The organism is Porcincola intestinalis, assembly GCF_009696445.1.
Classification (GTDB): domain Bacteria; phylum Bacillota; class Clostridia; order Lachnospirales; family Lachnospiraceae; genus Porcincola; species Porcincola intestinalis.
Genome location: NZ_VULZ01000002.1, coordinates 17,113 through 39,880, shown reverse-complemented (window position 1 = coordinate 39,880; position 22,768 = coordinate 17,113). Strand labels below are relative to the sequence as shown.

The following is a 22,768-nucleotide window of genomic DNA, read 5'->3' as shown; positions in this document are numbered from 1 at the left end:
ACGAGCCGCATGACGTCGACCGTGCTTGCACGGGGAGACGTCAATGTGGCGACAGCGTACATCGAGCATGCAGAGCATGCGAGATGGAAGCGGCGTAGCCGACGCGAGTAGGGAGATAAAATCGCCCCTACTCGCGTCCATGAACCATCGGGCGGAGCATTATGAACTGCAATCACAGAAAGGAGTGGCTGGATTTGGGAGAGATGTGCTTTGAACTTTACGGGTGCCGATATGTCCAGAACCGGACCAACTGTCGGTATCCGATCCGCATGGTGATCCGGTCGCCGGCGGACTTGTGCCGGGCGGCAGGACATGATCTTGTCTGTGCCAGGTATAAGGACAACTACCGCATGAACGACAATTTTGAGTCATCGGATGCTGCGTTCTGGGATGTGGACAACAGCGGAACAGGGGATCCGGAGAACTGGACTACGCCGGACAGAATCGTGGAGATATTTCATGATGTTGCGTTTGCCATCACGCCGAGCCGTCACAACATGGTCCCCAAAGGAAATGAGACCGCAAGGCCTCGTTTTCATGTGTTTGCTCCGATTAGAGCAGAGACTTCTTTTCAGAAGTACGGGGAGCTGAAGGCAAAAGTACAGAGATGCTTCCCTTTCTTCGATCCGAATGCTGTTGATGCCGCAAGGTTTGTTTTCGGATGTGAGGTAAAGCCGGACGAAGTGATCTGGCATGAAGGAAAGCTTACGATCGACCGGTTTATCGAAGCGTGGGAGAAGAAGCATGAGACAGCAGCGCTTATCGACACAGCGCCTGTAAATGAAAATGCTGGGAATGAGATTCTTACGTTCTCAATATCTGTATCCACCACACCGCAGGAGCAGAAGGATCCATCGGGCGGATTGTTTGTAATCCCGGAAGGTTCCAGGAATGCTACCCTCAGCCGGTATGCGGCAAGAGCTATCCTTCGATTTGGAGAAGGAGAGCGGGCTCGTCAGCTTTTCCTGAAGGAAGCAGCAAGGTGCAGGCCGCCTCTCCCGGACAGGGAGCTTGAATCAATCTGGAAATCTGCGTGCAGGTTCAGGGAAAGGGTTTCGTCAGAAGAGGGCTATGTCAATCCTGAGGGCTATGGAAAAGATGACTTTGAGAGTGTGGAAGATAGCGCAGAAGGTAAAGAGGAACAGCGTGACAGAAATACAGGAAAAGGACCGCCGGGCCACGGAAATAACCAGGGCAGCACGGCCGACAGACCTTCCGCAGGTTCCCTGAAGCCGGAGGATTATACGGATCTGGGTCAGGCAAGGGTCCTGGCCAGAGAGTATGGGGAAGAGTTGCGTTACAGCCCTGCCTTCGACTACATGCGCTACGACGGGACGCAGTGGCGGGAGTCCGGCGAACTGGCAGTAGGTGCGGAGGTGGAGCTCACAGACCTTCAGCTTGCAGATGCAGACCTTCTGATGTCGAAGACGAGGAGAGCGCTCCTGGATTCGGGAGCGACGATGGAGGAAGCTGCGGAGGCGGTCCGGAAGAGGAAGAAGGGGATGAAGACCGGTCTTTCGGAAAGGCAGATGAAACTCTATGAGGATTATCTGGACGCGAAGACCTATCAGTCCTTTGTCCTCGACCGTCGGAACTGGAAATATCTGAAGGCGGCACTTGATACCTGCAGACCGCTGGTTCAGATTGATGTACACGATTTTGACAGAAATGAATTCCTGCTGAACACCCCATCGGCAACCTATGACCTGAGAAAGGGACTTGCGGGGAAAAGGGAACACCGGCCAGGGGATTTCATCACGAAGTCCACAGCCGTTGACCCAGGAGAGCAGGGAAAAGAATTGTGGCTGGATGCTCTGGACAAGATTTTTCTCGGAGACCAGGAGCTGATCGATTACGTTCAGAGAGTCGTGGGGCTTGCGGCAGTCGGAAAAGTCTATGTGGAAGCACTGATTATTTCCTATGGAGCAGGAAGAAATGGCAAGTCGACTTTCTGGAATACGATCCTGCATGTGCTGGGATCCTATTCGGGGAGACTGTCCGCAGATACACTGACAGTCGGCTGCAGGCGGAACATCAAGCCGGAATTAGCTGAAGTATTCGGAAAGAGACTGGTCATCGCGGCGGAGCTGGAGGAAGGACAACGGCTGAACACTTCCATCATCAAACAGCTCTGTTCGACGGACGACCTCTTCGTTGAAAAGAAATACAAAGCGCCATTTTCATTTACGCCCACCCATACCGTGATCCTGTACACAAACCATTTGCCGAGGGTGGGAGCTACGGACGATGGAATCTGGAGAAGACTTATCGTGATTCCCTTCCGGGCGAAGTTTGAAGGAAAGTCGGACACCAAGAATTATGGAGATCAGCTTCAGCTGAAAGCAGGTCCTGCTGTCCTTTCCTGGATTATAGAAGGAGCAAAGAAGGTAATCGACAGCGGTTTCAGAATCAGCGAGCCGGAGACCGTCAGGGACTCCATCAGCGAATACCGGGAGCAGAATGACTGGCTCACGCAGTTCCTTACAGAGTGCTGCGATATAACGGATGATCCCCTGGACGAGGCGCCGTCCGGACAACTTTATCAGACTTACCGGGAAAATTCCCTGAAGATGGGCGAGTATACGAGGAGCACGGCGGACTTTTATGCAGCGCTGGAAAACAAGGGGTTTGTAAAGCACAGAACGGGAAATGGACGCTTCATCAGGGGGCTGCAGATCAGGCAGGATGACAGCTCGAACCCGTTTCTGAGCAGCTGAATGACGGTCATGACAGTCTGATATTAAAGTTTCCTATAGGAAAAAATTTTTCTCTATAAGGAAAGTTATAAAAAGAGTGTCATGAGTGTCACAAGACAAATAAACAGATATTCGAGGAGGAGAAAAGGAATGCAGTTTGGACGAAGAATTACATCGGTTGTTCTCTCCACGGCGATGCTTGCGGGAAACCTGATAAGTCCGCTGACCGCATATGCGGGTGAATATCAGGCGGGCGGAGGAACAGAGATGCAGGCGGATGCAGCGGAAAGTCCGGGAATACCGGAGCCGGCATCCGTGGATACAGCATCCAGTCAGGAAGAGATGAGTTCTGCCGCGGATGCCCCGGAGCAGCTGAGTACGGAAGCTCCGAACTTCAAGATTACATTAATGAATGAAGATGCGTTTGGTCTTATGTATGACCAGACGCATTTTTTGTCAGAAGATGTCGAGAAGAAGGAGACGGTTCTCTCATACAAAGAGGGGGAAGAAGTCAACCTCGACGTGATCATAGATCCTGCATATCAGCTCGACCAGCTGAAATTGCAGGGTGAGGATATCTCGATTCAGGACTATGAGAAAAAGAAAGGAATCGAGTATCCCTACACCTGGAAGGATGAGGACACGATCACATTTACAATGCCGGACACCGACCTGTGGATGAAGACGGAATGGCATCAGGTGCAGGCGGAGACAACGGCGGCTGTGGAGAGTTCAAATCAGGTGATGAATACCGCTGGAATGACAGAACGGACCGTTTCAGAAGATGGAAATGTTACATCGGACGTAAATGAAACATCCAATCAGTCTGGACAGTCTGCGGAAGTGGCCGATGATCAGGGGGACGCTATAGTCCAGGGAGAAACCAGTGAGAAGGATGCAGAAGCTCCCGGAAAGGAGGAAACCAGTCAGCAGGATGCGGGATCTGAAGATAGTTCTTCCAATCTCGATGTGGATGGATTCCCTTCCCAGGGAGCAGTTATCATGCTTCCTGAGTTGCAGATCGGAATCGATGTCACGGAGATTTCGGCGGAGTCAAAGTTTGATGATGTGACCTATCCGCAGGATACCTGCACCAGCAGCCTGATCGACAACGAAGTGGAGTATGGAACCCCTGGGCTGTACCATGTTGTCTACAGGGTGGATGAGGCAAATACCGGGAAAAGTTGGTATACGGTCCGCCCGGTCCGGGTCACCGAGGTAAGAGAGTCCGGGACACAGACCGAATCTTCCGGTGAGCAGGAATCAGGGACAGAGCAGCAGACTGAGGAAAAGGACCAGGACGACGATGCTGATCCAGACCCTGCGGTGCTTTCTGAAACGGAACAGGAGATTCTGACTGAGACTGAGACTGAAGCTATTTCAGAATCGGGCCTGTCTGCGGAGAGTGAAATATCTGAAGAGCCTGAAACGGAGGCGGATACCGAAGCAGAAACGGAATCAGATACAGAGGCTGAGGAATACCCGCTGGTTGTTCCGGACAGTTCCAGTTATTCCATTTCGGTAGAAGGAGACAAGACCGAGTACAAGCCTGGCGAAGAAGTTGTCGCTACGGTTGTTCCGCAGGGAGATTTTGCTATCAGTACCGCAAGTGCAATGGCGGTGGACGCTGACGCGGATGCTTCGGAGCAGGAGATCCTCTCCGAGGAGAATAAGAGCGGAGATGGTCAGGGTGTCTATCTTGACTATGATGACAGCGCATCGACGGAAGAAACTCCGGATGGTTCCGGCGAAGAACTTGCCGGCGTGCCTGTCACGGTCTCATTTGCAATGCCGAAGGCACCAGTCGTCCTACGTGCCGCTGCCGCAAAGAAGACGACCGTACGGTACAGAGGATACATTTCCGCAAATGCACAGGGGCCTCACGATAAGTTCCAGGGAGCCAATATCACTCTTACCAATGGGAAAGGTGCCTGGAGAGGAAGAACGATCCATGCAAGCAGATGTACTTCCGGCCACGCCTACATGAATCCGCAGGTCGGTCAGTATGGAACGGCTGTCATCACCTATTCTGTAGAGCTTACTTCCGCAGGAAAGGCAAAGTACAGCTACTCCTTCAACTGGCATAACGACAACGCGGCATCCTGGCAGAACCTTGCAGGAGGCGGTTCCTTCACCAGGAAAGTACCCAGCAAGGGAGTTTATTTCCTGAAGGTCGACAGCTCTACCGGTGTGTGGATGGCAGGAATGTCCGGCGTTGCGTACAGAGTTTATTCCAAGAAGGCTTCTGCGCAGGCAGCGAATGAGATCTATGCGGCTGGGGAACCGACTACCAAAAAGCAGAAGGCGGCCGTAAAAGATGATCTTGTCGAGCGTGTTGTACTGACGAAAGCGAGTCAGAAACTCAAGGAAGATTATGCGGATAAGACATCCTATTACGTAATTGAGGAGCTTCCGCCTGCTGGATGGCTCAGGGATAATACCATCACCAAGTTCACCTTCAGCATTGAGGATACCGAGGAGGTCGAGCTTGTCGATCATCCGAGCGGATTCCCGGCATACCTTACACTGAAGAAGTCGATCGTGCTGGATGGGCAGAAATATTACACGAACATCAGCGACCATATCCGCATCGACGGAGCGCTCTTTAATGTTTATCGCGATCCGGGCTGTACTCAGATAGCGACGAATGAATCCGGTGTACCGGCTCAGCTGATCACCGATGCGAACGGCAATGCCAATCTTGCGGAAGTATTCCTGTCCGGTCCGGCGACTGTTTATGTAAAAGAGGTCGCTTCTCCGACAGGAACGGAGATCAACCCGAATGTATTTCCGGTTGCGCTGACTCAGGCTAATACCGCGGCGGCGCCGGCAACACCTGGCCAGGATGTGGAGGACCAGATTATCCCGGTCCCTGTGAAGATAAAGAAAAGTTCCGCAAATACGGTGGTCACAAAAGACAACCGCATGTACAGTCTGGCGAATGCAGAATTCACTCTGACCTACACCGGAGTCGCAGGAGATCCGCTGAACGGTAAGTCCTATAAACTTCATGTCGATGGGAACGGAGACAGTGAGACGGTCGAAGTTGCTCCGGGCAGCTATCAGGTTTCTGAGACGACTGCACCGAATGGATATAAGGCGGTCGAACCTTTCAGCTGGGGCATTTTCCCGTCCACCAATGGCGTACAGGAGATCCCGGTGGCGGATGAACCGATTTACGGTACCCTGAACAGCCTGGTCAATAAGATCGTTGACCCGATGTATCGGACCAGCCGACCGACCGAAGGAGCAGAGCTCACGGTGAACTACTATGACAGCCCCGAGCCGGAGGAAAACGCGAAGCAGACCTGGGTGATCAAAACGATCAGGGACGCGAACGGGAAATACACAGCGGCTCTGGACAAGGCACATCTGGTCTCGGGTTCTCTGACTTATGGGGAAAATGTAGTTCCGCTTGGTTGCGTTACCGTGCAGGAGACGAAGGAGCCGGAAGGATTCGAGCTCAACAGCATCGTATGGAAACTGCAGATCCAGCAGAGCGGCAATGGTGTCATGTACAGCAGCACCACTCAGCCGGAATTTCAGAGTGCCCCCGTGGATCCGGAAGATCTGAAGGAGATCCCGACCTTCGGCGACCTGAAGCTTGGAAAAATCTCCGCAGAGCAGGGAACGACTCCGGACGGTGACGCAACTTTCAAAGGGGCAGAGTTTGAGGTCATCAACGCAAATGACTTTGATGTCGTCCTTCATACCGCTCCGGATAAGGCGATCCACCCGGGTGAGGTGGCAACGACGATTACCACAGGGGATGACGGGACCGGCCAGACGACCGGCAATCTTCTTCAAACCGGAAAATATACCGTTCGTGAGAATACAGCGCCGGAAGGATACACTCTCTCGGATAAGACTCTGCCAGTGACGATCACTAAGAAGACTCTTGCAGATTATTCGAAAACGGACCCGCATGCGAACATTCCTCAGAGAGCAGGATTCAAGTACCGGAAGAAGGACCTCGAGCTTGCTGAGAAGCTCTGCACCCTGACAGATAAAACAGGGGCGGAGTTCCGTGCTGACAAGACCACTCCAAACGGAAATCCCATTCAGGGTGAGGCTTCCCTTCAGGGAGCAGAGTTCGATCTGATCAACCGTTCCGCTCATCCGGTCGTTGTGGATGGCAAGGTCTATCAGCCGGGAGATAAGATCCGTTCCTTCACTACGGATGAAAATGGAGAATTCAGTTCTCCGGCAAGCAAGGATGTGAACGGAGATCCTTTGTCTCCGGAACAGTACCTTCCGTATGGAACCTATGAGCTGAAAGAGACCAAAGCACCGGAAGGATACAACCTCAGAGGAAAGTTCATTCCTACAATGTTCTCTGTCCGAAAAGAGAACGAAGGGACCATGATGGACCTGAGCTCCATTTCCGCGGAGGACGATGTGATCCGCTTCGATGTGGACATTCACAAGGTCCAGGCGGAGCTGAATGAGGAAGACCCGCACGATAAACTCAAGCCCATGGAAGGCATCCGGTTTGACATTTATCTGGATGCGGACATGGACGGCGATAATCCGAAAGAAGGCGCAAAGCCATATGTCTCGATCAAGACGAATTCGGAAGGATACGCGACAACGAAGGACGATGCATATCCGCATGGAAGGTTGCCTTACGGCCATTACACAATCATCGAAGATAAAGATACAGTCCCGAAGGGATTCGGGACGATCCGCAATCTTCACGTGAACGGCACGAAGGACGCCGGCATCATCGACGGGCAGCTGATCCAGACCGGGATTTATCAGGACCAGCATGGCGAATGGATCCAGCTGGCCAAGATCGACAAGGATTCCGGAAAACTGGTTCTCAGGGCCGGTGCAAAGATCCAGGTCCTGAAGGATGACCAGAAGACGGTTGTTGAGTTCAAGGACAGCACCAACCATAAGAAAGTCTCCACTTTCGTCACCAACGAGGAGGGCATGGCTTATCTGCCTCAGAGACTGGAGGTCGGGACCTACTACCTGAAGGAACTGGAGGCTCCTTACGGATATGTTCTGAACACGGAATTCACGAAGTTCGAGGTTGACCAGGCCAACACCTGGGACCAGCTGATCACCTGGCAGGAGAAAGACCAGGAGGTCAAGGGCGTCCTGAAGATTACCAAGACCGATGCGGAGACAAAGGAGAGGATCGCCGGAGCAAAGTTCGGTGTCTACGCGGATGAGAAGATCATTTCCGGAGACGGGACCGTTCAGGCGGAGAAAGGCGACCAGGTCGACACCGTGGTCATCGGAACAGATGGTGTTGGACAGTCAAAGGAACTTTATCTCGGCAAGTACCATACCGCTGAGATCGAGGCGCCGGAAGGCTACACCCTGGATCCGACGGAGCATCCGTTCGAACTCGTCTACAAAGACCAGTACACTCCGGTCGTTACGGTTGAGATCGAAGCCGAAAACAAGCCTACAACGGTCAAGCTGACCAAGTATGAATGGGCAGCTGACAAAAACGGCGAGTGGACAGATGACAACCCGACCAGGACGCTGGGCGGAGTTACATTTGACATCACCCGGATCGGCGGAGCGGACGCAGACAGGACCCGAGCAGGAGACGTTTACGCAGGTGGCAGGGAAGTGACGAAGGATGATGGAACGGTCGTGGTCAAGTATGTCGAGACCGGAATCTATTCCATCACCGAGAAGGCGACACTTCCGGGCTACGTCCTGGACAACACACCTTCCTACTTCACCGTTGATGAGGACGGCTACGTCTTCATGTCCGATGAGAAGGGCAATCCACTTGACGGACAGACCAAGTCCGATAAGGCGGAAACGATGCGCAGGAACCAGTACACCAGATGGGATTTCTCCAAAGTCGATATGAATGGGGAAGAGCTGAAAGGTGCGAAGATGCAGGTCCTGGATGCAGAGGGAAATGTTGCTGTGTATCAGGACAACAAGGGGAAGGAGCAGAAAGCGGAGTGGACTTCCGACGGAACACCCCACCGCATCAGCAGGCTTCCGCTTGGAAACTACACGCTGCATGAGGAGCAGTCCATCAGAGGCTACACGCTTGCGACGGATATCCCGTTCGAGGTGACGAACACGGGAGTACTTTGCAAGGTCGTTATGACTAACAAGAAACTCATCGTGCAGAAACTGGATGTTCTCGGAAATGGCGTGAAGAAGGCAGGTCTTGAAATCTACGAGGTTCATTCCCATGAGGACGGGACGAAGTACCTGTCCGAGCAGCCGGTTGAAGCCTGGAAGTCGGACGGAAAGCAGTACGACACCTCCAATCTGAAGGTTGGACATACCTACCGGCTGGTGGAATCGAAGGTGCCGAAGGGATATGTGGAGGCGGAGCCGATCGACTTCACCATCAGCGATGATCTGGCCGACCAGACCGTCACTATGATGGACAAGAAGGTTCTGGTCAGCAAGGTCAACACGAAGATCACCATGATCGCCGGCGCAAAGCTGGAGGTCAGGGACAGCGAGGGACAGGCCGTGGATGCCTGGACTTCCGACGGAAGTGCTTATCCGGTATCCGGGTTGAAGGCAGGGCAGACGTACACCCTGGTCGAGACTGAGGCTCCGGAAGGCTATGTCCTGGCGGACCCGATCGAATTCACGGTCACAAAGAACTGGTTCGCCGACGATTCCTTTGAACTGACCAACACGCAGGTCTTCATGACCAAGACAGATGTGACCGGGGAGAAGGAAGTACCGGGAGCTACTCTGACGGTCACCGACAAGGAGACGGGCAAGGAAGTCGACAAATGGGTATCCGGCGGGGAGCCGCATGCCATTTCCGGGCTCCATGTCGGAGGCAGTTACACCCTCCATGAGGAGATCGCTGCCGAAGGTTATGTCAGGGCTTCTGACGTCGACTTTACGGTTGACGACGGATTCACCGTCAAGACGGTAAAGATGGTCGACAAGCAGGTCACCATGACCAAGACCGATGTGACGGGTGAGAAGGAAGTGCCTGGCGCACAGATGACGGTAACCGATCAGGAGACCGGGAAGGCAGTCGATACCTGGACTTCCGGAAGTGAAGCCCATCCGATCTCCGGACTGGAAGTCGGAAAGACCTATACACTGACCGAAGTGACCGCTCCGGAAGGCTATGCGGTCGCAGAATCTATTGAGTTCACTGTCCCGGACAACGGACAGAATCAGACGCTATCCATGAAGGATAAGCGGGTCACCATTGACAAGCTTGATGTACTGGGCAATCCGGTCGTCGGAGCAAAACTGGCAGTCTACGAACTGACAGAGGATATAAAAAAGGCTGAGGAAGGCCAGGGCGAGACAGAGCAGACAGAGGAAACTCCTGCTCAGACAGAAGAAAACCAGACTGAAGAAAATCAGTCGGCCACCGAAACTGAAGCCGAGGCTGTGGTAAATTCAACCGAGGATACTGCAGATAAGGCCGATACATTTGTGGAAGGCACTGATGTTCCGGAAGAGAGCAGCACTGCCGGTGAAACAACTGCCACAGATACAGATTCAGCAGAGACTAAACTGGGCCTTGGAAAACTGATTGATTCCTGGACTTCTGATGGCAAGGCTCACGCGGTAAGCGGTCTGATCGTCGGACATACCTACCGTCTGGTTGAGGAGAGTGCTCCGGAAGGATTTGCGATTGCTCAGCCGAGAGACTTCACGGTCACGAAGGAGGACGCAGATCAGAAGATCGCTTTTGTCGACCGTCAGATTCTGGTCAGCAAGGTGGATACCGAAATTACCATGATTGCTGGCGCCCATCTGCAGGTCGTGGACCAGAACGGAAAGATCGTCGACAACTGGGTGTCCGATGGAACTGCTCATGCAGTCAGCGGCCTTGTTGTCGGCCAGACCTACAAGCTGATCGAGACCGAAGCGCCGGAAGGCTATGTCCTTGCCTCTCCGATTGAGTTCACGGTATCTGATCAGGCGGATGCCAATGATCAGCTGAACCTGGTTAATAAGCAGGTGAAGATCACCAAGACGGACCTGACTGGTGAGAAAGAAGTTGAGGGTGCGCATCTTTCTGTTGTCGAGAAGGAGACCGGAAAGACCGCTGATACCTGGACCTCTGGAAAGGAAGCTCATCCGGTATCCGGACTGGAAGCCGGAAAGACTTATATCCTGACCGAGACCAGACCGGCTGACGGATATGTGACGGCTGAGAGCATCGAGTTCACGGTTGAGGATGACTTCAAGAGCGAGCTTCACCAGATGAAGGACGACATCACGAAACTGAAGATCTCCAAGGAGGATATCACCAACAGTAAGGAACTGCCCGGAGCGCAGCTGGTCATCAAGGATTCTGAGGGCAACGAGGTGGAGAAATGGACTTCCGCGGAGGAACCGCACTACATCGAGATGCTTCCAATCGGAACCTATACCCTGACCGAGATTGCACCTCCGGCTCTCTACATGAAGGCTGATGATGTGCAGTTCGAGGTGAAGGATACCGGAGAGATTCAGACGGTTACCATGCTCGATAAGCCGACTACTGTTGTCATTCATAAGAAAGACATCGTGGACGGCGAGAACGGAGAAGAGCTTCCGGGAGCAAAACTGGAAGTCCGTGATTCTACCGGCAAGGTCATTGATTCCTGGACATCCGGAACGACTCCGCATGAGATCGCATACCTGACTCCGGGTACTTATACGCTTACCGAGGTAACGGCTCCGTCCGGATACGATGTGGCTGAGAATGTTTCCTTCTCAGTCGCTGATAACGGAGATGTTCAGCATGTGACCATGTATGATGCTCCGAAGGAGGAGAAGATCGATCTGACCGGAAAGAAGAAGACGACCACCGAATCAACTCCTTCAGGAGGCGGCGGATCTTATCCGACCGGCGGCACAACTACGACGGCCCCGGTCAGGACCGGTGATAACTCACCGATTCTGCCGTATGTGGGAATCCTCGGAGCTGCGGCAACTGGAATCGTCCTTCTTCTCATCCTGAAAAAGAAGAGGGAGAACGATTCGGAAGAGTGATCTTCTCGAACTTGGCAGCCTGATGCAACAAGTAACTGAAGACAACATAAAGATAATAGCAAACGCTTCGGGGAACAATTCTCCGGAGCGTTTGCTCTATTCATAAAACAGGTGAGATGTGTGCACCTACAGATAAGACTTGTGAGTCACACATCCACTTTGAGAGAGGAGAGCCTACATGAATCTGATTCAGAAGAAAGCAAACATGAAATTCAACCGGGAAGCCATGGTGACAGCGCTTGCCACCATGGCACTGCTCCTGATGACTCCTATGAATGCGTTTGCGGCAGCGCAGGTGCAGGGCAAAATCAACAATCTGTATTCCATCGTCACGACGATCATCACGGCTGCCGGTGCGATCGTCCTGGCTTGGGGCGTGTTCGAATTCGCTTCCGCTTACCAGTCCAGGGACACCGCCCAGCAGACCGACTCCCTGAAGAAGGTTGTTGCCGGCATTTTGATGTGCTTGGCCCCGACGATCATCAATCTGCTGAAGTGACAGCATATGTCGATACAGTTATGATGCTTGTCTGCTATACTTGAGAAAAGAATTACGGAAGGCAGGAGGATGAAAGCAGATGACGGAAAATATTGAAGTCTTTACCCAGAGCAGTATTCGGATTACAGACGGAAACCGCCGGATCTATATTGATCCGTTCCAGATGAGGGAGACACCGAAGGATGCCGACTTTATTCTCATTACGCATGACCATTATGATCATTTTTCACCGGAGGATATTGAGAAGGTCAGCAATGAGAAATCTGTTCTGGTTGTTCCGGCGAAGATGCTGCCGCAGGCTGAGAAGGTGTCATCGACCGTTGGGGAGATCCATTCTGTGATGTCCGGTGAACATTACGGAATAGGTGGCCTGGAATTTGATACGGTCGCTGCTTACAACAACCTGAAGCCATTTCATCCGAAGAGTGCCGGCTGGGTCGGCTACATTCTGCAGATTGACGGTCAGCGGATCTACATCGCCGGCGATACCGACATGAACAGGGACAACCGCGATGTGAAATGTGACATCGCACTCGTTCCAATCGGCGGGACTTATACGATGGATGCAAAGAAGGCCGCAGAGTTCATCAATACGATCTGTCCGTCTGTCGCAATTCCGACCCATTACGGAAGCATCGTTGGAAAGAAAGAGGACGCGGATGTTTTTGCCGCGGGAGTGAAGGCTCCGGTCAGGACAGAGATCAAGATGCTGTACTGATTCCCGGAAGCTGCATCAAAGAACAATAACAAAGTAATGGTGCATCGGTCGTGCAGAATGCGGACCGGTGCTTTCTTTTACCCTGAGGAGAAGGGAGGTGAATGAAACGATGTGGCAGCTATTAACGATACAGCCAATGCTCCTGGCAATAAAGCTCCCGGGCTGGATGACCAGCATCGGAAGCTGGGTCGGTGACAAGCTTGGGCAGGCCGCGAATGCGATGTATGAAACGGTTCTGTCGCCGATGCTGACATGGCTGGGCGGCATCATGTTCGCGCAGGGAAGAGCCCTTCTGAACTGTGGATTTTCTATCTGGAAGAGCTGCACGCAGGTTGCCCTGAACTTTGTGCAGAAGAACTCGGAAGGACAGTTCGGAGCATGGTCTATCGTATCGGGATCAGCGGTATACGGTGTGTTTCTCGCCATTGCCGGGTCACTTACGATTTTTTATTTCGTGGCCGGGTGGCTGAAAGACAGCATCGATATCCGGTCCACATTTACCCTGGAATCCATGTTCAAGATGTTCATCCGGTTTGCCATCACCATATCACTGGTGACGAATTCCCTGTCGCTGGTTAGGGGTATCAACAATGCCTCGCTTGCACTGGCGCGCACGATCCAGATTACGGAATCGGATGAGAAGAAGCAGACAGTAGACCAGGTCTTCGACAGCATGGAAGAATCACTGAAAGATACGGGAGAGAGCGAAGGGAGTTCCTGGTTCTCTGCCGGGCTGATTGCACTGATCGGGGGTTTGGTGGGGATGTTTACCATTCTTGTGTCCGGGGTCGAGGTTGCGGTCGCAGTGATCAAGCGATTGTTCAAGGTTTATATGTGTATCCCCTTTGCCCCGGTAGCGCTCGCGGGCTTTGCCGGCGGGCGCGAATTCTCACAGACCGGGATCGCATGGCTGAAGACCTTTACGGCCTACTGTCTGGAAGCCTTCGTGATTGCCCTGGCAATCAAGCTGAGCTTTGGTCTGTTTGCCTCGGCGGCGCTGAACTTCACGATAGACAGCGCGGATATCACTGTGCAGATGATGCTGGCGATTTTCAATCTCTGTATGCCGATGGTGGCCACGGCGGCTTGTGTGAAGGGGGCAGACGGAGTGGTGAGGTCCTGCCTGGGACTTGGATGATGGAAAGGAGAAGTGAGAAAGATGATGGTTCCGGTTAATCCGAATCTGGATGCTTATAAGGACGATTTTTTCAAAGGCCTGACAATGAAACAGACACTGTATGCTGTCTCTGCAGTTACAGTAAGCGGACTGATGATGTCCTTTTTTCTGCTGTATCTGAAGATGAACGCATCACTCGCGATGTATCTGACCCTTCCGGTGGCGTTTCCAATCATCGCTGCCGGTTTTATCAGAATTCATGGGATCAGTTTTGGTGAATATCTTCGGAGGAGACAGAAAGTAGAAGAACAGCCAGTCTTCTATTTTCAGCCGGAAATGTTGCTCTGGCTGAACACCGGGACACCTCCGTCAGATACAGAATTAGAGGTAAAGAAAGATATTCCGAAGAAGCTGTATCTCGAAACAGAAATGACGATATGTGAATTGGAAAGCAGACAGAAAACAGAAGACAGAAGGAAAGTGAGGTGACGGCAAGTGAGACCAATGAAAGATTACAAGGATCTGACCAGACCGCTGTATCACCCACCTAAAACGGTACAGCAGCTGATCCATGTGTACCGGATCGCAGAGGACGGAATCTTTCAGCTGGAGGATGGCCCAAGAGGAGCAGAGTTTCAGTTTGATAAAGCCTATCTGTTCCAGGACACGAATTTTGCGACGATGGATGATCTTGAGAAGGATGATTTTCTGAGACGGTACTGCATGCTGCTGAACAGCCTGAATGTTAACTTCAAGATCCTGATGATCAATAACAATCAGAATCTTGAGCAGATCAGGAAAGATGTTTTCATCAGGGAAAGAAATGGACAGTTCTCTGAAATGATCGACTCGTTCAACAAGTATATTTCCGGGCGTGTTACAGAAGGGCACGCAGGTCTGACTCAGACCAGAATTTTCGTGGTTAGAGTAAAAAAGAAGACGGTTGAATCGGCCAGAGAATATTTCAGGTCAATTGAAGCGAACATCACGATGAATTTTAACAAGATGGAAAGCGCACTGATTCCAATGAATGCTGCAGACCGGCTCCGATATCTGTATGCGTTCTGGCATATGGGAGAAGACAGACAGCTGAATGTGACATGGGACGAGATTACAAAGGGAAAACTGGACTGGAAAGATCTGGTCGCGCCTCAGTGCGTGGGGTATCCATCCGACGACGGGTCTCCTGATAAGACAACTCTTCAGTTTGATAATCGTTATTCCAGAGTCCTTTTTCTTCCGACTTTGCCGAGTGGGATCAACCCGAATATCATGGCAAAACTGCTTTCAGGAAACTTTCAGTGTTCAGTGACCATCGATGTTGCGGCGATTCCGATGGAAGTCTCGAGAAAACGGCTTACTGACCTGTACATGGATGTAGGAAGGACGATCGAGAAACAGCAGGAGACCCGAAACAGAGCAGGAGCATGGTCAAGTGATATCTCCTATGATGTCCGAAGGCAAAAAGGTGAAGTGGAGGAAATGCTGGATGTCCTTAATGACAATAACGAGAAGCTGTTCTATGTGGCGCTTTATGCTGTGGTCAACGGTGCTACCAGACAGGAGCTTGAAAGCAATGTGATTGCTTTCTGCTCAGCGGCTGAGGGAGAAGGACTTCACTTTGATACCATTTACGGAAACCAGATCGAAGCGTTCAATACCGCATCGCCTATCGGAACCAGGGAAACCGATAATATGTATACGCTTTTGACACAGCCGCTGGCCGCATTTACACCCTTCATCGTGCATGAGTTGTATCAGCCGGGTGGAATCGCCTACGGGGTCAACCAGATCAGCCGCAACATCCTGATCGGGGATCGGAAGACGCTGCTGAATGGAAATGGCTTTATCCTGGGCCTTTCCGGTTCAGGCAAGGGCATGGAGACCAAGAAAGAGATCACGGAGATATTTCTGACGACGGATGACGACATCATCGTCATCGACCCGATGAATGAGTACGAAGCAATCTGTGATTACTTCCGCGGTCAGTTCATCGATTTCTCCTCGACGTCGAAACACTACATCAATCCGTTGGACACGGACACCCTGCAGTACATGGATTCCAGGTCGACGTTCTTGAAGGACAAGACCAACCTGATGCTCTCCATCTTTTCACAGATCAAGGAGAACAGCATGGAGCCGGAGGACAATTCCATCATCGGCCGTGTGGTTCAGCAGATCTATAGGGGCGTCGGGGAGAAGAACTTCAGGACGCCGACTCTGGTGGAGTTCTACGAGATTCTGAAAGAGCAGCCGGAGGTACGGGCGCAGGCGCTGGCTCTTTCTATGGAACTGTTTGTTACCGGTGCCATGAACATGTTTTCCAAGCCGACAAATGTGAATACGAAGAATCGTTTCACTGCATACGGGATGGCGGACATCGACCGTTCCCAATCCGGCATGGGAATCATCATCATGCTGGAGTCCGTGAGATCAAGAATCGCGGAAAACGCAAAGAAAGGGAGATGCACATGGGTATTCATAGATGAGTTCCATAATCTCTCCCACAATCAGTACTCCGCGGCCTACCTGGAGAAGATCTGGAGAGAGGTACGAAAGATGGGCGGTCTCTGCACAGCGATCACGCAGAATGTGGCGGACCTTCTGACAACGACGGCGGTCGAGTCGATGCTCTGCAACAGCGAGTTTCTGATGCTCCTGAACCTGAAGGAGAACGAGAGACACCTGCTTGAAACAGAGCTCGGGATCTCACCGAACCTGATGCAGTATATCAGCAATCCGGACTGCGGATGCGGGTTGCTCAAGTTTGGAAACAGGGTCATTCCCTGTGACGGAAGACTTCCAAAGGATTCCGCCATGTACCAGCTCTTCAACACCAACTTCCATGAACTGGCGAAGATCCGGAAAAACCGGGTGAAGGGAGAAGTGAAAAAGCCGGAGTTCCTGTATGGGCAGCTGGATAATCATACCTGATTCAGAAACTCTGTGACACTAATGATTCGAGGATCTTTTACAGAAGATTCCAGAAAATCTTTGTCACCTGTAAGAAACAGGTCTGCATGGGCATTGAGTGCTGCTCTGAGAATAGGGCGGTCCTTAGGGTCACGAATGGAAGCTTCCTGTTCCACCTTGATATCAGGAGTTTCTACAACAGTGATGAATGAAAGAGCATTGTATAAAAAAGCTTCCAGTTCAGTCATCCGGTCGGGAAACTTTTCCCTGAATTTCCGGCGGAGTTCATCAACCACGTAATCACAGACCACTGGCTCAAAAGGAGGGTTCAGAGCTTTCAGAAGTGCTTTTGCCACCGTACCACGAGGGAAAAGTGCAGCTGATATCAGGATGTTGGTATCAAGCATGATCTTCATTCAGCGTTCTCCTCCCTGCGGGATCGTGTGATCCAGTCTGCGACATCCTCCTCTGAGAACAATCCGGCTTTTTCTGCCTCACCAGCCATTTGGCTCTGGAATTTCTTCAGGGCATAGACAGCGGAATTCATAATCGTGATTGTGCCGTTTTCAACAAGAAATGTAACGCGGTCACCAGTTGTGACACCGAGAGCTTCCCGGATGTTCTTCGGGATGGTGATCTGTCCTTTGGACATGACCTTTGCATCATTAACCAATACCGTGCTGTTCATATGAAATACCTCCAGAAAAAGTAGGGAAGTAGGGAACCCCTACTTTTATTTTATCCGAGTTTCATGATGATGCAAGAACAAATTGAAAGAAGGTGAGAATCATGCGCCAGATGAAGACGGCGATGGATGTTCGGATCCGTCAGCAGAAGGGACCGTCCTTTCAGAATCCGGATCAGCAGCTGCGGCAGATTTCTTCCATGAAGATCAGAGGCTCCTTTGCTCTCCGAGAGGAGGTGATCGCAGAGCTTCCGGAGAAGTATCGGAAGGTACTGTTTTCCATGCCTCAAAGACAGCGGGAACAGGTTCTGTCTGAGATAGAGAAGAAGGTTGACCGGAAGATCCAGAGTGGAGCTATGGCAAAGACCGCGGTAAGGCTGGATGCAAAGGATCAGAACGGGATCAGGCGGATGGCGGCGTCCGGGCAGAGGATATCGTCTGGACCTCGGGCGGAAAGAAAACAGACGTCTGCCTTGAAATACCGTCTGCAGGAAAAAACGAAGAGGACTACTGAGGGAAGAGAAACTCTTAAAAGCCAGGGAATATTTTCAACCACGCTTCGCAGGGATAAAGAAAACGATGCGTCGATTGAGTCTGTTTTTCCGGGCAGCAAAGATAAGAGTGAATCAAGTGGACTTATTCAGAAAGTGGCAGCAAAGAAGGAGGAAGCAAGGAGAGAATCGGCCAGGCCAAGGGCAGGCCCAAAAGCGGGCTCCCAAACAGGCCTCAGAGCGGGTTCCGATCCGAGCCTAATATCAGGTGCAAGGACAAGTTCAGGCGTCAGAAATAACGTATCGATAAATACCGAATCAGGAAATAATAAAATATCGATAAATGGCGATGCGTTGAAGAACAAGACTTTGCAAGGCCATCCGGGAGCTATTTCTTACCAGCAGCGCCTTCTTGCTGGTGCAAGAACAAAGAAAGAGAAAGCTGATATTCAGAAGGCCATTCGAGCGGTGAGTGCCGGCAGGGTGGACAGAGCAAACAGCAGGGCCCTGCAGAGCGCTTCCCTTCGAACCGCTTACCTGGAGAGAGGGTTTTCCGGAGCTTACAGTCAGATCCTGAAGGATGCAGGATTTTCCTCAGACGGTCAGAAGGCTGCCGCCCAGCTTGCCTATGAAAAACAGGTACGAAAAGCAGTCAAAGGAGAGTACCGGAAGCAGCTGACAGGCAAACTTTCCAAGGCGGATGTAAGTTCCCTGGCAAAGAGATTCCAGATGCAGAAGTTCCGGAATGAGCAGATGCAAGAGGATGAACAGAGCCGGGCAATGACACAGCAGGCAGGTCAATCCTTCGGTCTTATGGCGAAGGGAGCCAAAGCTCTGAGGAAGATGGCGGAAGACGCACTCAAGGCGATCCGGGCACTGGTCAGAAAGAAACTTGTCATCCTGATCATCCCGCTTCTGATGGTACTGATCCTGCCATTTCTGATGATGTTCATTCCAATCATGGGAACAGTTACCGCCACCTCTTATGAGGACAATGAAGTCTATGCCTACACGGACGCGACGGAACTGATCGAGTATGCCAAGCAGTGGATCGGAAAAATCCCTTATGTATGGGGTGGCGGCCATGGAGGCAGCCCGACCGCATGGCAGAGCGGATGCGACTGCTCCGGTTTTGTGCACGGGGTATTCAACCATTTCGGATACGAGATCGGCGGAGATACCGGAGCTATGGAGTCTCAGGCGGGAACGCATATCGCCTATGATTCTCTCGCCCAGGCAAAACCGGGAGATGTCCTGATCTACTACCGCACAGGCGCTCATGTAAAAGGTCAGCCGAATGGAAATGGATCCACGCATGTTTCCATTTACATCGGGAACAATCAGATCATTCACCAGTCCGGCGGTGTCCACATCTCGAATGAGTATCATCAGTATTTCGAGGTGAGGAGAGTACTGACCGCTGACGTAGCCGGGCGGGGAAACATTTCCGGAGGGCTTGGAGGCATGGGGACGTACGGTCACAGGACGGATGCTACCAACTATTCTCAGTCGGATCTGGAACTGATTTGGGCGATCGTCGCGCAGGAAGACAACGGTTCCTACAAAGGAGCTCTGGCGGTCATTTCATCCGCCATGAACCGGGTCGAATCACCTACCTGGAGCTACGAGGGCAGCAACGCTCTGGCACAGCTTACCGCACCAGGACAGTATTGTTACAGCAACGATACCTACTGGCAGGCAAGACTGGGAGGAAATGTCCCGGATTATGTGAAGCAGGCGGTAAATGACTGCCTGAAGAAAGGGAAGCGCAACCACAGCTACACGAGCTTCCGGAGCACGAAAGGCAAGACGACCGGAGCGGATGCAGTACAGATCGGCGGCAACTGGTTCTTTGGCCATTAACACGGAAAGGAGCGTGTAGAGAAACATCATGAAATTCAAAAGAATAACAGCGTTGCTTTCAGGAGCAGCCGTTCTTATGACTACGGTCACGGGCGGCTGCTTTTCTGTGCCAGCGGCTGAGACGGAAGCGGAGCGGCTGGTGATTGCTGCGGAGAGGATACCTTCAACAGAAACGCTGCCGGTACCGCTCACAGAAAGCCCTGTGGAAACGCAGTCAGCCGGACAGACAGAAAACAACGCAGAAAAGGAAGCGGAAAGTGATGAGACAGCAGCCACGGAAACAGCTCCGGCCTTACCTGAGGAAACAGATCCGTCTACGGAGAAGGCAGCGGAGAAGGAACAGATGCCTGAGACAGAAACAAAACCGTCGGAGAATCAGGGAGAAGGAACGGAGAGTCCTCCGGAGACTGAATCCGGAAAGGAAAGTGAGAAAGGAACAGAATCGCCGTCGGGAGTATCTGAGTCAGAGAGATCCAGCGAAAGGGTGTCGGAAACAGAACAGGAAAGTGAACTTCAGACAGAAACAGGCACAGAGATCTCCGACAAAGAGGAGACAGAGACAGAACCGGAAACAGAATCTGAGACGGAGATCTTACTCGATGAAATACCGGAGGAGGAATCAGAATCCGAGACGGAAGAAGACTATTCCGATGGCAGCTATTACTACAACGGCAGCTACTGGGACCCGAGCTGGTACTTCAGGAGAGATTTCCGTTTCTCTCAGGTAAAAAAGCAGTATGCAATCGCTCAGGGAGAAAGAAGCAACCGGATCTACGAACAGCCGGATCAGAAGTCAGCCATTGTCGGTGAGATCCCATTCTTCGGACTGGTCTGTGTGCTGAAGTCCATCGGCGACTGGTCCTATGTGGAGTCCGGCGATGTCAGAGGCTTTATTCCTTCTTCCAAGCTGGAGTCGGGAAGCGATACGACTGAGATGGTGGACCTGATCGGGGAGAAGGGGTTTGAGACTGCGACGTCTGATATTGAGATCGCTGACAACAGAGCCTTCACCTACACGCAGACGACTACGAAGGATGTTCTGGCTGATAAGGATTCCGCCCTTGTCCTGACAAAGGCAAAGGTATTGGAGTACCCGAAAGAGAATGCAAGAGCAGTCGGTGAGGTCCAGTCAGGAAGTCTTGTCTACATCCTGGCGGAACCTCAAGACGAAAAAGACTGGTACTTTGTCGAGTCAGGCGATGTCCGTGGATTTATCCGTAGGTCGGATCTTTTCAGCGGAGGCAGTGTTGCGAGCATCCTACAGGATTCGGGAAATGAGAATCTCGCAACGGAACTGATCAATCCGGAGGACAACCGTTCCCTTTACTTTTCGCTGAGCTCGGTCAAGCCTGCGGCATCATCGATGGGAGAGGAGATTGCAGAGTACGCGACGACCTTTGTCGGGAAAATCCCTTATGTCTGGGGCGGAACGAGTCTCAGCTATGGTGCGGACTGCTCAGGCTTTGTGCAGAGTATCTTCAGTTCTTTCGGGATCAATCTCCCGAGGATCGCACAGGACCAGGGGGCAAATGGAGAGATCGTTCCGGATGTGTCGGACGCTCAGCCAGGAGACGTCGTCTACTGGGGAAGCAATCCGCATGTGGGCATTTATCTGGGAGACGGCAAGGTCGTTCACTGTAGCGGCCATTCCTACAACACAGCGGAGAATCCGGGAACCGGCCCCATGATCAGCAACGTGGACTTCATGCCCATTACTTCAATCAGGCGTTACATCATCCTTCAGGATGAAAACGAAGGAATCGCTGAGACAGGCTTCCGGACGGATGGGACAGAGTATTCGCAGAAGCAGATGGAGCTTATCTGGGCAATCGTCGCTCAGGAAGACAACGGATCCTATCAGGGTGCACTGGCAGTCATTTCCTCAGCCATGAACCGGACCGAATCCGGCAAGTGGGGATATGAAGGCGGTAACGCACTGAGTCAGCTGACCGCTCCGGGCCAGTACTGCTATTCGATGGACAGATACTGGAAATCCAGATTGAACGGCAATGTTCCGGACTATGTGAAGCAGGCGGTCGATGACTGTCTGAGACGCGGAATCCGCAACCACAGCTTCACGAGTTTCCGGAGCAGGAAAGGAAAGACAACAGGGGCGAATGCAGTCCAGATCGGCGGCAACTGGTTCTTCGGAGCATGAAAGGAGAAAGCGCATGGATAAAAAGAAACTGCGAAGTTACATTCTGATCTTCTGCATTGCCGTTCTGATCTCGGTCTACCTGCCATACCTGATCGATCTTGGATCGAGCAAATTGGTGGATGGTCTTGATACGGAGACGGAGCAGACGGAGGCTGCGACAGAAAGCGGGCCGGGATATGCAGAAACATTAGGCGGGAGAGATGTTTCTGAAACAGAAAACGATGATGGTGATGTACGGCCGAAGGAAGACAAAGCCAGGGAAGAGGCGAAGCAGAATCCTTCTGCATCTTCTGGCTCTGACAGACTTCCGGTCACTGATGAGGAGGTTCAGAAACAGAAGGAAGAGCAGGACGAGGGCCTTCAGAGGTTCCGCCAGTCCTTTCACCCCGAAATCACTGAAGCCTACTCCGGTGTGCAGGAGGCTTTTATCGGAGATCGTGCGGTCGAGTTTGACCATGCCATCTCGGACCATTTCTATCAGGCTTACGGCGACCTCTATACGGTGACAAAAGTGGAGCTGAAGGAAATGCTCGACGAGACGGACGATGAGATCCGCTGCATGGTGAGGGTCTTCACAAAGTCAGGAGAGAAGACCTACTCGCAGGACTACATCGTCGTGTACAGCAAGGCATACGACTTCTACAGTGTCTATGCCTACAACAGATGAGGAGGA

12 protein-coding genes are annotated in these 22,768 nt (G+C 52.0%); 10 read left to right on the top strand and 2 right to left on the bottom strand.

All coding sequences use genetic code 11. The features are described 5' to 3' along the window. The first annotated feature begins 161 nt into the window (after positions 1-161). From FYJ35_RS02285 to FYJ35_RS02255, 7 genes are all read left to right on the top strand, one after another. The gene (locus tag FYJ35_RS02285) at positions 162-2,717 is read left to right on the top strand and encodes a phage/plasmid primase, P4 family (protein WP_235906320.1); all 2,556 of its coding nucleotides are present in this window, start codon (positions 162-164) and stop codon (positions 2,715-2,717) included. A 129-nt stretch (positions 2,718-2,846) separates the two neighbouring features. Beyond that, positions 2,847-11,651, top strand: a complete 8,805-nt coding sequence (locus tag FYJ35_RS02280; RefSeq protein WP_154522574.1) for a SpaA isopeptide-forming pilin-related protein — start codon at positions 2,847-2,849, stop codon at positions 11,649-11,651. 178 nt (positions 11,652-11,829) lie between these two features. Beyond that, positions 11,830-12,150, top strand: coding sequence for a hypothetical protein (locus FYJ35_RS02275; RefSeq protein ID WP_154522572.1), 321 nt, complete (start codon positions 11,830-11,832; stop codon positions 12,148-12,150). Between the two features lie 79 nt (positions 12,151-12,229). Next, the gene (locus tag FYJ35_RS02270) at positions 12,230-12,868 is read left to right on the top strand and encodes an MBL fold metallo-hydrolase (protein WP_154522570.1); all 639 of its coding nucleotides are present in this window, start codon (positions 12,230-12,232) and stop codon (positions 12,866-12,868) included. A gap of 97 nt (positions 12,869-12,965) precedes the next feature. Further along, positions 12,966-14,006 carry a type IV secretion system protein gene (locus FYJ35_RS14920; RefSeq protein ID WP_154522568.1) on the top strand — a complete coding sequence of 347 codons (1,041 nt, stop codon included), beginning with the start codon at positions 12,966-12,968 and terminating at the stop codon, positions 14,004-14,006. Between the two features lie 21 nt (positions 14,007-14,027). Then, complete coding sequence (locus FYJ35_RS02260) at positions 14,028-14,474, top strand: PrgI family protein (protein WP_154522566.1); 447 nt, start codon at positions 14,028-14,030, stop codon at positions 14,472-14,474. A gap of 15 nt (positions 14,475-14,489) precedes the next feature. Beyond that, a complete protein-coding gene (locus FYJ35_RS02255) occupies positions 14,490-16,919 on the top strand; it encodes a VirB4-like conjugal transfer ATPase, CD1110 family (RefSeq protein WP_235906334.1) in 2,430 nt (809 codons plus the stop codon). Here the strand turns inward: FYJ35_RS02255 and FYJ35_RS02250 are convergent. Both FYJ35_RS02250 and FYJ35_RS02245 read right to left on the bottom strand, forming a co-directional pair. After that, positions 16,910-17,314, bottom strand: a complete 405-nt coding sequence (locus FYJ35_RS02250; RefSeq protein WP_154522562.1) for a putative toxin-antitoxin system toxin component, PIN family — start codon at positions 17,312-17,314, stop codon at positions 16,910-16,912. The two genes, FYJ35_RS02255 and FYJ35_RS02250, sit on opposite strands and share 10 nt — an antisense overlap. Next, a complete protein-coding gene (locus FYJ35_RS02245; protein WP_154522560.1) occupies positions 17,311-17,586 on the bottom strand; it encodes an AbrB/MazE/SpoVT family DNA-binding domain-containing protein in 276 nt (91 codons plus the stop codon). The genes FYJ35_RS02250 and FYJ35_RS02245 overlap by 4 nt, the downstream gene beginning before the upstream one ends. A 101-nt stretch (positions 17,587-17,687) precedes the next feature. On the opposite strand from FYJ35_RS02245, the gene FYJ35_RS02240 reads away from it, so the two are divergent. From FYJ35_RS02240 to FYJ35_RS02230, 3 genes are all read left to right on the top strand, one after another. Then, positions 17,688-19,937 carry a C40 family peptidase gene (locus FYJ35_RS02240; RefSeq protein WP_154522558.1) on the top strand — a complete coding sequence of 750 codons (2,250 nt, stop codon included), beginning with the start codon at positions 17,688-17,690 and terminating at the stop codon, positions 19,935-19,937. A gap of 76 nt (positions 19,938-20,013) precedes the next feature. Further along, entirely contained in the window at positions 20,014-22,095 is a 2,082-nt protein-coding gene (locus tag FYJ35_RS02235) for an NlpC/P60 family protein (RefSeq protein WP_205839666.1), read from the top strand. A 13-nt stretch (positions 22,096-22,108) separates the two neighbouring features. Continuing rightward, positions 22,109-22,762, top strand: coding sequence for a hypothetical protein (locus FYJ35_RS02230; protein ID WP_154522554.1), 654 nt, complete (start codon positions 22,109-22,111; stop codon positions 22,760-22,762). Positions 22,763-22,768: the final 6 nt, after the last annotated feature.

Bases quoted from the DNA above. Each gene is read 5' to 3' on its own strand.
- FYJ35_RS02285 (WP_235906320.1), top strand. From the start codon at position 162: ATGAACTGCAATCACAGAAAGGAGTGGCTGGATTTGGGAGAGATGTGC.
- FYJ35_RS02280 (WP_154522574.1), top strand. From the start codon at position 2,847: ATGCAGTTTGGACGAAGAATTACATCGGTTGTTCTCTCCACGGCGATG.
- FYJ35_RS02275 (WP_154522572.1), top strand. From the start codon at position 11,830: ATGAATCTGATTCAGAAGAAAGCAAACATGAAATTCAACCGGGAAGCC.
- FYJ35_RS02270 (WP_154522570.1), top strand. From the start codon at position 12,230: ATGACGGAAAATATTGAAGTCTTTACCCAGAGCAGTATTCGGATTACA.
- FYJ35_RS02260 (WP_154522566.1), top strand. From the start codon at position 14,028: ATGATGGTTCCGGTTAATCCGAATCTGGATGCTTATAAGGACGATTTT.
- FYJ35_RS02255 (WP_235906334.1), top strand. From the start codon at position 14,490: ATGAAAGATTACAAGGATCTGACCAGACCGCTGTATCACCCACCTAAA.
- FYJ35_RS02250 (WP_154522562.1), bottom strand. From the start codon at position 17,314: ATGAAGATCATGCTTGATACCAACATCCTGATATCAGCTGCACTTTTC.
- FYJ35_RS02245 (WP_154522560.1), bottom strand. From the start codon at position 17,586: ATGAACAGCACGGTATTGGTTAATGATGCAAAGGTCATGTCCAAAGGA.
- FYJ35_RS02240 (WP_154522558.1), top strand. From the start codon at position 17,688: ATGCGCCAGATGAAGACGGCGATGGATGTTCGGATCCGTCAGCAGAAG.
- FYJ35_RS02235 (WP_205839666.1), top strand. From the start codon at position 20,014: ATGACTACGGTCACGGGCGGCTGCTTTTCTGTGCCAGCGGCTGAGACG.
- FYJ35_RS02230 (WP_154522554.1), top strand. From the start codon at position 22,109: ATGGATAAAAAGAAACTGCGAAGTTACATTCTGATCTTCTGCATTGCC.